This window comes from Xylanibacter ruminicola, assembly GCF_900107775.1.
Classification (GTDB): Bacteria; Bacteroidota; Bacteroidia; order Bacteroidales; family Bacteroidaceae; genus Prevotella; species Prevotella ruminicola_C.
Genome location: NZ_FNRF01000001.1, coordinates 288,549 through 302,057, shown reverse-complemented (window position 1 = coordinate 302,057; position 13,509 = coordinate 288,549). Strand labels below are relative to the sequence as shown.

The 13,509-nt window shown below is 50.5% G+C and carries 6 protein-coding genes; 5 read left to right on the top strand and 1 reads right to left on the bottom strand.

Annotation, left to right across the window (positions count from 1 at the left end):
• Positions 1–83 precede the first annotated feature (83 nt).
• From BLU97_RS01070 to BLU97_RS01050, 5 genes are read left to right on the top strand one after another with little or no spacing between them, the layout of a single operon-like run.
• Positions 84–2,231 (top strand): GH92 family glycosyl hydrolase, encoded by a 2,148-nt coding sequence (locus BLU97_RS01070; RefSeq protein WP_074759857.1) that lies wholly within the window; start codon positions 84–86, stop codon positions 2,229–2,231.
• Between the two features lie 52 nt (positions 2,232–2,283).
• Entirely contained in the window at positions 2,284–5,421 is a 3,138-nt protein-coding gene (locus BLU97_RS01065) for a SusC/RagA family TonB-linked outer membrane protein (protein WP_074759856.1), read from the top strand.
• Positions 5,422–5,441: 20 nt separating this feature from the next.
• Complete coding sequence (locus tag BLU97_RS01060; protein WP_074760370.1) at positions 5,442–7,058, top strand: RagB/SusD family nutrient uptake outer membrane protein; 1,617 nt, start codon at positions 5,442–5,444, stop codon at positions 7,056–7,058.
• Between the two features lie 52 nt (positions 7,059–7,110).
• Positions 7,111–8,235 carry a SusE domain-containing protein gene (locus BLU97_RS01055; RefSeq protein WP_074759855.1) on the top strand — a complete coding sequence of 375 codons (1,125 nt, stop codon included), beginning with the start codon at positions 7,111–7,113 and terminating at the stop codon, positions 8,233–8,235.
• 17 nt (positions 8,236–8,252) lie between these two features.
• On the top strand, positions 8,253–9,395 hold the full coding sequence (locus BLU97_RS01050) for a glycoside hydrolase family 76 protein (protein ID WP_074759854.1): 1,143 nt from the start codon (positions 8,253–8,255) through the stop codon (positions 9,393–9,395).
• On the opposite strand, the gene BLU97_RS01045 is transcribed toward BLU97_RS01050, so the two are convergent.
• A complete protein-coding gene (locus tag BLU97_RS01045) occupies positions 9,349–13,353 on the bottom strand; it encodes a hybrid sensor histidine kinase/response regulator transcription factor (protein WP_074759853.1) in 4,005 nt (1,334 codons plus the stop codon). The two genes, BLU97_RS01050 and BLU97_RS01045, sit on opposite strands and share 47 nt — an antisense overlap.
• Positions 13,354–13,509 lie beyond the last annotated feature (156 nt).

Sequence of the window (13,509 nt, the reverse complement as noted above, 5' to 3'; positions counted from 1 at the left end):
TACAATAATTGCAGAAACGAGGACATTGTTTCGTTTCTTTCTGTCTACCTTTGCCACACGAAAATAATTAAAACCGTAAAGTGATGAAGAAAACTCTAACATTACTCGTCTGCCTGTTCATTTCAGGACAACTCGTACAGGCTGAAAATCTAACCGGAAAGGTGAATCCTTTTATCGGAACAACAACTCTATGGAGCCCAGCCGATCTGGGATATACGCGCACAGAAACTAAACGTGCTTGGGGAGCTGAGTCATTTCCTGGCTCAGCCTTACCCAATGCCATGGTACAGCTCACTCCTGTTACCATGTATCCTTCAGGCTCAGGTTATCAGTACGAAGACCATCAGATATATGGTTTCGCTCACACCTGTAAGGGGCATTGGAATCTTCTCCATCTGCCCATCATGCCTGCAACTGGTAGGTTCTATCCTGATAATTTCTGCTCATGGTTCAGTCATGCCAACGAGTCGGCTCATCCTGGCTACTATCAGGTGTATCTCGACCGTTATCATGTAAATGCCGAACTCACCTCAACCCTGCGTTGTGGCTTCCATCGTTATACCTTCCGTGCCGATGATGAGAAACGTCTGATAGTAGATATCACACGTAGCAACAATCGTCCCCGCAAGTGGCAAATCGAGAAGTCGGGTGCCAACACCTTCCAGGGGTTCCAGGATGGCGAGGGTCGTATCTACTTCTATGCCGTAGCCAATCACGATGTGAGCGAGGTAAGCATCCAGAAGGATTTCCGCCATCAGATAGCTGTGGTCGACTTCCTAAATAATAAAGGATCGCGCGCGTTGGAGCTCAAAATCGGTTTCTCGTTTGTAAGCATTGCCAATGCCAAGCAGAACCTCGAGGCCGAGATGCTGAACAAGAGCTTTGAGCAGGTACGCCAGGAGGCTGATAACACCTGGAACAGGCAGCTGGGACATATCCAGGTCGAGGGTGGAACCCAGAAGCAGCAAACCATGTTCTACTCTACGCTCTACCGTGCCTTCCTTTGGCCTGCCTTGCGCAGCGATGTGAATGGTGAGTATACCGACGAGCAGGGCCGTGTTTGTAAGGCCGACTTCCGTTACTATACCAATCCCTCTTTCTGGGATACCTATCGTAACAAGCTCATTCTGTTAGGTATGATTAACCCCGATGTGGCTACCGATATCATCAAGTCGATTATCGATAAAGGCGAGAAAGCCGGTGGTTATATGCCAACCTTCTTCCATGGCGACCATGCCTCTACCTTTGTGGCAGGTTCATGGCTGCGTGGTATCAAGGGATTCGACTTACAGCGTGCCTATATGCTCCTGCTCAAGAATGCTACCGTTCCAGGTCGTGGCGGTCGCCCTTGGCTCGAGGAGTATCTGAAACAGGGCTGGATAGCCGAGAAGGATACCACCAACGTGCCTACATGGGACGAGTATAAGGCCTCTGTTACCAAAACCCAGGAGTATGCCTACGACGATTATGCCACAGCCCTGGTTGCCCGCGAGTTGAAAGATAAGAAAAACTACCAACTACTGATGCAACACTCGCAGAATTACAAGAACCTGTTTGATGCGTCAACAGGTTTCTGGCGTGGCAGAATTGCTGATGGCTCATGGATTAAGGACTTTGATCCCTGGTACCCCTATTATGCCTATATGTACCGTGAGGCCGATGCCTGGAACTCGCTGTTCTTTGCCCCGCACGATCCTGAGGGTATGGTGGCGCTCTATCCATCTAAGAAGGCTGTTGAGCTGAAACTCGATTCGCTGTTTACCCAGCCCAATCATGGCTACGAGGCCTGGAATCTTACAGGTTTCTTAGGCACCTACTGTCATGGTAACCAGCCTGGACATAGCATCCCCTATACCTATTATTTTGCTGATAAGCAGGAAAAGGCCCAGGTGGTGATTGATTCGCTGCTGAATCATTACTATGGTATGGGCGAAGAGGGATTGGCTTATGCAGGTATGGACGATGCCGGTGAGATGTCGTCGTGGTATGTACTCAATGCCATCGGCATCTATACCTATTCGCCAGCCGATCCGCAGTATATCGTGACTGTGCCACTGTTCAATAAGGTTAGCTTCACCTTGGGCACCACTGGTAACACCTTTACTATCCGCCGCGAGGGTACTGGTCGTAAAATCAGCAAGATAACAGTGGGGGGTAAGCCGCTTAAAGGCTGGTTTGTGCCTCACGCCCAACTGGCAAAAGGTGCCGAAATGCTAATAAAAACCGAATAAGCAATTAAACTGTTCTATAACTAAAATTACATTCAATCTAAAGTTTTACTAAATGAAAAAAGTAAATTTCAACTATTCCAGATTCATCTGGCAAAGTTTTATGGGAGTAGCCTTATGCGTAGGCAGTCCTTCCGTGGCTCTTGCCAATGGTGTCTCAGTGGCTGCTACTAACAATGTACAGCAAACCACTGTCAGGGGCACAGTTGTTGATGCATCGGGAGAGCCTATGATCGGTGTAACGGTCACGGTTAAGGGTTCGTCCTCGGGTACCGTTACTGGCCTTGATGGTAGCTTCTCGCTGAACTGCAAACCAACTGATGTCTTGGTCTTCTCGTATGTAGGCTATGTAAACCAGGAACTGCGTGCCAATGCCAACCTGAGTCGTATTGTACTGAAGGAAGACAATGCCATCCTCGACGAGGTGGTGGTGATTGGTTATGGCACCACTACTCGTAAAAGTGCTGTGGGTGCTGTAGATCAGGTACGTTCCGACCTGTTAGAGAATCGGCCTGTAGCCAATGTTACACAGGCTTTGCAGGGTGCAGCACCAAACGTTATCATCCAGCGTAAGAACTACAACCCTAATGCCCAGAACAACAACTTTAATATTCGAGGCATCAGCACGCTGAACGATAACAGTCCGCTCTTTGTGATTGATGGATTGGTTACCGATTACGATAACTTCAACCGTCTGAATCCAAATGATATCGAGAATATCTCTATTCTGAAAGATGCCGGTACTGCCGCAATCTATGGTTCACGTTCGGCCAATGGCGTTGTGCTCGTTACTACCAAGAAGGGTAAGAACAACGAGCGCACCAGTATCCGACTGAATGGTATGGTAGGTTGGGAAGATCCCCATATTCTGTTCACCCCTGTTACCGGTTACCAGAATGCCGTGCTGCGTAACATGGCCGAGACCAATGTGGGTAACGCCCCCGTTTACAGTCAGGACCAGATTCTCGACTTCTACGCCCATCAGGACGAGGAGCGCTGGGCGCTGAACGAGATCTTCCAGACAGCCATGCAGCAGAACTACAATATCAGCATCAGCGGTGGTAGCGATAAAACAACCTATATGGTTTCTGCCGGCTATTTTGATCAGGGCAGCAACTATGTGAGCAACCAGAAGTTCGGTTTGCAGCGTTATAACTTCCGTACTAACCTGGTTACCGAGTTGGGCCGCCTGAAGCTTACTGCTACACTGGCCTATACCCGCACCGACAGTAAGAACACCACTGGTAGCAGCTTGGAGATTGATGCCAGTCGTGTGCCCAGCAGCTATATCTATAAGATGAAGTCGGCCGATGGTCGCTATCTGCTTAACGATGTATGGGGCGAGTTCAACCCACTGGGCCAGCTTGAGTCGGGTGGTTTCGATAAGTATCGTACCAATGCCGTTACAGCCAGCGTTACTGGTGAGCTCAAGATTATCGACGGCTTGAAACTGCGTGGTGTGTTTGGTGCCGATGTAGTAGGCAACAACCGCTACTCACGTAACATGCCCTCTTACTACTATGCTGGTGAGGATGCTACTGAGCCCCGTCCACGCAAGGATTCAGATTTCAAAACCAGCAACTGGAATGCCGACAACTACCGTCTGAACACCCAGATCCTGTTGGATTACAACAAGACCTTCGGTATCCATACCGTAAACGGATTGTTTGGTGCCACCAACGAGTCGTACACCTGGTATAACAACGAAATCTGGAAGAACTACGTGGATCCCGATTTAGGAACCTCAACCAGCATCACCACTGGCGAAGTTGGTAACATCGGCGGTGCTACCACAGTAGATAGCTCTGGTCAGACCAGCATCACCTCACTGTTAGGTCGTATCGGCTACAACTACAACGAGCGTTACTATGCTGAGTTCGACTTCCGTTACGATGGTAGCTCAAAGTTCCATAAGGATTACCGCTGGGGTTTCTTCCCCTCATTGTCGTTAGGCTGGCGCATCAGCGAGGAGCCTTTTATGGAGAAATATCGCGAAAAGGTGGGCGACCTGAAGATCCGTGGTTCATACGGTATCCTGGGTAGTCAGGCTGTAGGCGACTACGACCGCTATACCCGCTATAGCGTTAGCTCTACCACCTATGCTTATAACAATCAGGCCGTAGCCGGTGCCGGATTCAACCTCGGACTGAAGGACTTGACCTGGGAACGTACCAACACTTTCAATATAGGTTTCGATGCCTCGTTCTTGCATAATGCCCTGAACATCACCTTCGATTACTACACCAAGCGCACCAAGGACATCCTTATGAAGCCCTTGCAGCCCAGTGTATTCGGCACCACCATGCCAAGTACCAATATCGGTGAGATGTCGAACGATGGATGGGAACTCTCTATTAACTACCGCTTGAAGACCGGCGATATGAAGCACAACTTCTATTTCAATATCGGCGACTCAAAGAATAAGGTTACTAAATTCCCTGGTAACGAGCAGATTAGTGGTGTAGATGAGATCTATAAGATTATCCGCGTTGGCGAGGCGCTCAACTCTTACTATGCATGGCAGGTTGAGGGCATCTTCCAGAGCTACGATGAGATTAAGAACTCAGCTCTGCCTCTTGGCGCCGAGGTGGCTCCTGGCGACCTGAAGTTCAAGGATCAGAATGGCGACAACGTCATCGACTCTAACGACCGTGTCATCGTAGGTAACGCCTTCCCACGTTACACCTTCGGATTCACCTACCGCTTTGAGTGGAAGGGCTTCGACTTCAGTATGTTCTGGCAGGGTGTAGGCAAGCGCTCGCAGATGTTGCGTGGCGAGTTGCTCGAGCCATACCATTCAAACTATTCTTACGTGATGTACAAACATCAGCTTGATTTCTGGACCCCAACTAACACAGATGCTAAATATCCACGTCTGGCAGCACAAGGCTCGGCCTCAGATACCAATAACTGGGGGCGCCCGTCAGACATCTTCGTGCTCGATGCCAAGTATGCGCGCTTAAAGAACCTCGCCATCGGTTATTCTCTGCCTAAGAAGTGGATCGACCCCATGGGTCTGCAGAAACTCCGTGTATATGTTACTGGTCAGGATCTGCTTACACTTACCAAGAACTCGTTCATCGATCCTGAGTCGTCAGAGTTCGGTTCAAATATGAACTCAGGTGGTGGTAACAGTGGTCGTAACTATCCTATGCTTCAGTACTATGGCTTTGGTTTCGATGTAGAATTTTAATGATTAAGTATCTTATGAAAATGAAAATCAAGAAATATATCTATCTGTTTGCTGCTGTGGGCGGACTTACGCTTACAGCCTGCAACGGCATGGAGAATGCCCCTGGCAATCAGTTTACCGATGCAAACTTCTGGGACTCTCCCGACAGAGCGCAGTACGTGGTAAACATGGCCTATGCACAGATGTATAATGCCGGCAAAATGTGGCGCGACGAGTCGCTTAGCGATAACATGATCGACGGTCGTTCTACTACCGACCAGCGCCTGATGCGTATGGGGCAGGCCACACCTACCACTGGTATTTTTGCCAGTGAGTGGTCCGATCTGTATGGTGGCATCAAAACCTGTCATGTGTTCCTCGATAATATCGATGCCATCACTAACCTCGATGCAGCCAAGAAGGCTCGTATGATTGCCGAGATACGCTTTGTACGTGCCTATATCTACTTCCGACTCACCAACTTCTATGGCGATATTCCTTTCTTTACTAAGGATATCACTGTGGACGAGTCGAACACCATCGGTCGTACCTCGCATGCCGAAGTGATGGCGTTCATTCATCAGGAATTGAACGATATCATCGGCGATCTGCCCTCACGCAACGACCTGCCCGAGAGCGAGAACGGAAAGATTACCAAGGGTGCTGTGGTAGCCCTGCAGGCCCGTGCCTATCTGATGGATAGCGATTGGAGCAACGTGCAGAAATACTGCGAGATGCTTATCAATCAGCCCGAGACTTACGGCTCGTATGCTCTGTTCCCCAGCTATCGTGGACTGTTTGAGGAGGACAATGAGTATAACCAGGAGGTAATCCTGGATCGTGCCTATGTTCGCAACCTGCTTACCTGGGGCGAGATTCTCGACATGGTGCCCCTGAGCAAGGGTGGTCGTGTGGCCGACCGTGTGCCTCAGCAGTCGTTGGTTGACAGTTATCTCACCCTGAATGGTTATACCATCGATGAGGCAGGTACCGATTACGATCCTAACCATCCTTACGACAACCGCGACCCACGTCTGGCTGCTACCGTTATCTATGATAACTACGACTGGAGCGCCAATGTGGCTGATGGCTCAAAGGGCGAGGTGATCCATATCGATCCTGCTGGCGATAACACCGTTGATACCTATATCGGAACAGGCAGCAATACCACTGCTACTGGTTACTATACCCGTAAGTGGTTTGCCCCACAGGCTACTGGCGACATGAGCTCGGGTCTGAACATCATCATGTTCCGCTATGCCGATATCCTGCTCATGTGGGCTGAGGCTAAGCTCGAGCAGAACCAGATGACGGCCGATGTATGGAACAGCACCGTACGTGCCATCCGTCAGCGTGCTGGCTTCAAGACAGCTAAGGCTCTTAACTTCCCTGCCGATAAGTCGCAGACCGAACTTCGTCAGATTCTGCGCAACGAGCGCCGCTGCGAGTTGGCCCTCGAAGGTTTGCGTTGGTACGACATCAAGCGCTGGAAGGCTGGTTCAGAGTATCTCACCCAGCAGGTTCGTGGCGCCAGCTTTACACACGACATCCCCTGGAAGTTTGCGTTCGATGAGAACCGCGACTACCTCTGGGCTGTTCCTCAGAGTCAGATCGACCTCAATCCTAACTTAGGCCAGAATCCTGGCTACGGCAAGTAATCCATATCATCAATAAGTATTATTAGTAAAAACCAAAAAGAAACAATTAACTATGAATAAGAATATTATTAAGGCATTCGCGCTGTTTGGCGCCGTGTTCAGCATGTCAGCCTGCACCTCCGACATGGAGTTCAAGGATAGTCAGGTATCAGCCATCACCCAGCTCTACGAGCCTGCCGATGGCAAGAGTGTAACCCTTCAGGCTTCAGCCACCGCCTCTACTTTCTTCGAGTGGGAGGCAGCCAAGGCCGAGGATAGTGGCTCGCCCCTTTACGAGGTGGTGTTCTACAAGGATGGCGAGAGTACACCTATCTATAAGGTGCTCTCTGATAAGAATGGTATGATGAACAGTGCCACCATCACCCACAAAACCCTGAACAAGGTAGCCGCTGCTGCTGGTTTCAAGAGTGGCGCCAGTGGCACGGTTAGCTGGTCAATCATTGCCTCTCGTGGTTTGAATCAGGCCGAGGCAACCGTTAAGCACCAGTTGAACATCACTTCGCTCGAGGGCTTCGACGAGATTCCTTCATCGCTCTTCATCATGGGCGAGGGTGCCGAGAACGGTGCTGCTTTCTCATCACCCGAACAGGGCGTTTACGAGATCTTTACCAAGCTCGAGGGTGGCAAGAGCTACCAGTTCTGCAGCAACAACAAGGGCGATGGCACCATCTATTCGCTCGATGGCTTAAAACTGCGCGAGGGTGGCTCAACCGTAGCACCAGCTACAGGCATCTACCGTCTGGTACTCGATTTCAATGTGGCTTCGGCTACCATCCGCGAAATCAAGAGTCTCGGTTTGTTCTTCTGTCCTAACAACAATATCATGTTCGATCTTCCTTACGCTGGCAACGGCGAGTTCTCAGGTGTAGGTGTGGTAGCCTTCAAGCAGGAGGGCTGGGGCCGCGACGAGCGTTATAAGTTCCTGATGGAGTATGCCGACGGCTCCAAGCAGTACTGGGGCACCAAGAATGGCACCGACTCACGCCCTGGTGGTCTGGCTATGGACGATCCTTACTATTACATCATGGAAACTGGCAACAACCAGTGGGACGACAAGTGGAAGTTTGATGGCGACTTCGATGGTGGTTCGGATGGTCCTCACCCTGGCGTAAAGACCCGCATTACCGTGCTCTTCCATGGTGCCAACTATACCCACCATGTTGAGCTGGCTGATTAAACTGTAAGTTCTAACTTATGCATAACATATTAAAAGTTTTCTTCGTACCGCTTCTCTGCAGCCTTGTACTGCAGGGTTGCGGTTCTTCATCTTCGTCCGAGGATGATCCAGCGCCTGCGCCACAGCCTGAGCAGACGAACTGGAAACAGGTGGCCGAACAGGCTACACAGGCTTTAGTAACTCACTTCTGGAACGGTCGCGAGGGCTACTTCAACTCGTTGCCCGATGTGGCCGACACCCAGCAAAACCAGTACTGGCCCCAGGCGCATGCCATGGATGTGGTGATTGATGCCTATCTGCGTACTGGTAGTGCCGGCTATCGCGACTTGTTTGATAAGTGGCACGAGGGCATCAAGAAAAAGGCTGGTAACAGCTATTTCAACGATTTCTACGACGACGAGGAGTGGATTTGTTTGACGATGCTCCGCCTGTACGACTGCACCAAGGAACAGAAGTACCTGGATACCGCCCAGTTGCTGTGGAACGACATCCAGAATGCCTGGAACACCAAGTACTGCGGTGGTGGCATGGCATGGCGTAAAAGTCAGCCTTGGAGCAAGAATGCCTGCAGCAATGGTCCTGCCGGCATCATTGCTGCCCGTATGTACAATATCCTTCACAAGGCATCTGATTTAGACCTGGCTAAGCGCATCTACAACTGGGAGCGCGATAATCTGTATGCCCCTGGCACGGGTGCTGTTTATGACAGCATGAACGGTCAGAGTGGCAACAGTGTTACCACTTGGGTGTTTACCTATAATCAGGGCACGTTTGTGGGTATGTGCTACGAATTGTTCAAGATTACTGGCGAGACCCTTTATCTGCGCGATGCTGTGCGTGCTTCGTCTTACACCCTGTCGAGTTTGAGCGATCTTACCGAGAGTGTACTCAAGGACGAGGGTACTGGCGATGGCGGCTTGTTCAAGGGCATTTTTGTGCGCTATTTCACCCTGCTCATTCAGGAGCCCCAGGTTGATGCGAGCGATAAGACCCGCTTTGTGGCTTACTTAAAGCACAATGCCGAGGTGCTGAAGGAAAAAGGCCTTCAGGCCCAGTACCTGATTGGTAGCAACTGGGCTCGTAACACATCGGCCATCGACTTGGGTACCCACGTTAGTGGTTGTGTACTGCTCGAAGCTGTTGCTCTCGATACTCTTTAGGCGTCATACCAAAATGCTTTCGGAACTCAGTATAGAACTGTGAGCGCGTGTTGAAGCCCGTTTTATAAATGATTTCCTGAATAGTGGTATTAGTAGTGGTAAGCCATCTTGCTGCCACATTAATACGGTAGGTCTTGATATAATCCTTAGGTGTCGGCATATTGGCATCACTGAACTTCCTATAGAGATTGCGCGGACTGATACTCATCAGTTCCGCCAATGTCTCTGGGGTTAGTTCGGTGTCGGTCAGGTGCTCGTCGATTACCTTTGTCACCTCGTCGGCAAAACTCTGATTCTCCTTACTAATCAGGTTGCCACCGGCATATACATAGGCCGATGCTGCCGAATTATAATATTCGCGCAGCACGTTGCGGTTCTCTAACAGACGTACCACGGTGGCCTGCAGCAGGTTGATGCTGAAGGGCTTGCTGATATACACGTCGGCGCCGCTGTCCAGGCCTTCGATACGTTCTTCTTCCGATGTCTTGGCCGATAGGATAATCAGTGGTATGTGCATGGTGTGCTTGTTGCGCTTTACCTGTTGTGTAAAGTCCAGTCCGTCGGTACCCGGCATCATGATATCGGTAATAATCAGGTCGGGAGTTTCCTCCTTCAGGTAGGCCATGCCTTGTTCGGCATTCAAGGCTGCCAGCACACGGTAGTCCGACAAGCAGTCGGCCAGCAGGTCAAGCATCTCCTGATTGTCGTCAATCGTCAGGATGGTAGGTGTTCTGTCGCCTGCCATCTTGGGCAGTGGGCGTGCTGGTTTGGCAGTGCTTACAGCCTGTGGCACAGCCAGGGGCATATCGTCGGTCTGCTTAGCCGATGTCACCACCTCGTCGCTCACACCTTCGGGTAGCGGCTTTTCGGGCAGATACACATTAAACTGTGCATACTGGCTCACCTCGCTGTCAATCTCTATCCGTCCGCCTAACAGTTTGGTCATGTTATGACAGATGGCCATACCAATGCCGTTACGCGAGGTCTGACCGGCATTCGGACTCTCCTCAACGCTGTCGAACACAGTGTAATAGTCAAAAATGCGTTCCCTGTCCTCAGGTGCGATACCACGTCCTGAGTTATAAACCGAGAACAGCAATCCTCCCTCCTGTCGGGTAAGTTTTACTTTGATGGTGCCCTCGCTCTTGGTGTATTTAAAGGCGTTTGATATCAGGTTGCCTACGATGCTTCTCAGGGCTTTGTCGTCAGATGTCCACACCAAGCCTGGCTCAATGTCCTGTTCGTAACTGATGCCACTGCGTTCGGCCATCTCGGTAAAGGCGTTGGCATAGTCGCCCACCACTGCCGATACATCCACGCGTCGCCAACTTATCTCGTGGTGTCCTGTGGTTACACGGCGCAGGTCGATAACCTCCTGAATCAAACTGTTCAGTCGGCCCAGGTTCTGCATCACCTTGCCCACGTATTTTCTCACAAACTCATCGGCCTTGGTGTAAGCCATAATGCGCTCGCATGGTCCGTAAATCAGGGTCAGAGGTGTGTTCAGTTCGTGTACCACATTGGTCAGGAACTTCAGTTTCTCTTCGTACAGCTCGTCCTGGTGCTGCTGTTGCAGTCGGGTCAGCTGCATCTGCTGGTGCAGCTTCTGGTCCTCGTACCAGTGGCGCACATAGATGGCTATCAGGGCAATGGCCAGTAATATATAAATAAGGTAGGCCCAGATGGTGCGGTAATAAGGCGGCTTGATGTCGATGTGCAGTTGCGATACGGCCGTTTCCTTACCGTTCATCATGTTCTTGGCCTTTACATACAGTGTGTGACTGCCCTCGGCCATCTGTGTAAACGATATCACGTTGCTCGATCCGTTGTCAATCCATTCGCCGTCGTCAGTCAGTCGGTACAGGTAATGGTAGAACGGCTCTTCCAGATAGTTAAAGGTAGCTAAGCTCACGGCAAAGGTGTTCTGTGTGTGGTCTAATGTCAGCGTCAGGTTATCGCGCTCGCCCTGCATAAAGTCGTTGATGTTCTGCAGCTTACCCAAAATGTCGAGTGTGGTAAAACTAATGCGCAGTTCGTGTACCTGCTGCTGTACGGTGGTGTCGTTCACAATAGCCGTAAAGCCGTTGATACCGCCAAAAAACAGCTCCCTGCCATTGGCAAAGGCGGCACCATCGCAGTATTCGGTTACATCCAGTCCGCTGTTCATACCATATACCTTCAGCACCGTGCCGTTGGGCGACAATTCTACCAGTCCGCCGTTGGTGGTGGCCCACACCTCGTCTGCTGTACCTTTTGTAAAGGCATGTATGGTGTTGTTAGGCAGTCCGTTGGCTGTAGTCAGATGGTGACTCTTGCCTTGCTTGTTACGTATAAAAATGCCCATACCCGTACCTATCCACAGGTTATCGCCCACGGCCTGCAGCGCAAACACATCGTTAATGCTGGGGTCGTTGGTTGTCTGGCTGGGTGCCATATACTTCAGCTGTCCTTTCTCAAAGGTATAAAGTCCTTTTCCGCGGTTTCCGAACCACCAACGGCCCTGTTCGTCGCAGGTCAAGCAGAAGAAGTAGTTCGACGAGCCTTTACCGCCATCCAGCACGTAACGCTTCATGTTGGTTAGTCGTGGCTGTCCGTTTTCTACGCTGATATCGGCCTTTACAATACCCGATCCCAAGGTAGCCATCCACAGTTCGTTGCCTTTTTCGCGGATATCAATCACCTGCTGCAGGTGCATTTCGGCTGGTACGGGTCGTATGCTCTTGGTGGCTTGCGAGAAATAGCAGATACCATCGCCGCCACTAATCCAGAACCAGGGATGTTTGCTCTCGGCCAGTTTGTAAACCACATTGCTGCTCAGGCCGCTGTTCTGCTCTCTGTACACCGTTTCGCCCAGCTGGTGTGGGTTCTGGTAGATGCTGAAGTTGGGTACCTGTATCAGTCCGTCGCCCTTGGTGCCCACCCATAGGTTGCCCTCGCCATCTTTTAGCAGGGCACGGATGGGGAACGATTTACCGGCACGTAGCGAGGTGCTTGCAAACGATCGTAATGTCAGTGGCTCGTCGCTATACATCAGCACGCCGGCACCATCCGAGCCTATCCATACGATATCGCCTAAGCGGTCCTTGTGCATGCAGAATACACCTGTTTCAACCCCTAAGTCGATCATCTCGGCTGGCTTGCCTTTGGGACGGTTTACCTTAATCACGCCACCTTCGCCAAAGCCAATCATCAGCGACTCCTTGTATTGCAGCACCTCGTTAACAAAACCACGTCGACTGATCTCATGGGCCAGCGACATCTCGTGTTGCAGGGAGAGTGTCTCCATCTGGTAGCTGTATAGCTGTCCGTCGTTGGTAACCAGGTATTCAGTATCGCCATCGGGCATGGCCGATACCAGGTGCATGCGTTGCACCATCTTGGGCTTGCCAATGGTGTATTGGTTGTTGTTGGCGCGTAGCTGATAGCTCACAATGCCATCGCGGTTAAACAGGTAAAGAGCCTTACTCGATACGGCAAAGTCGCACACGTTGGCCAGTGTTACGCCTTTCAGGGGTAGGGCATGTATGCTACCATCGCGCTTGTCGATATAGTTCAGTTTGCCGTCGGTAAGCAGGAATCCGTCGCCTTGCGGATTCTTTCGTATGCGTCTTAATCCCTGGAATTGCGGGTAGTAGCGCACTTCCTGTCCTTTGGGTGTTACGATGTTCAGACCATAGTTAGTCAGCACCCAGGTATTGTTATCACCTACGTTCAGCACATGCTCTATCAGGTTGCCGTAGAGTCGTTGCCCGGCATGCAGGGTGGCAGGTCGCACCTTACTGCCGTCGTAGCAGTTCAGTCCGTCGATGGTGCCAAACAGCATGGTGCCATCGGGCAGTTGCTCAATACTGAGTATCGAACTGGCCGACAACCCGTCGCTACTGGATATATGTCGGATGTTGTAAGCCTGCAGTTGCAGCACGCAAGCCAGCAAAGCAAGCAGTAATTTAATCTTCATGTTTTTAATTTTCCCTTTTCGTGCGCAAAAATACAAAAATTATTTGTAAAGACTGTTCTTTATCCCTTTTTAATGACAAAAAGATGTTAAATACTAAAAATTTAGTTGATAAAATTTGGAACTACTAAATATTTAGTATATATTTGCCGGCGGAAT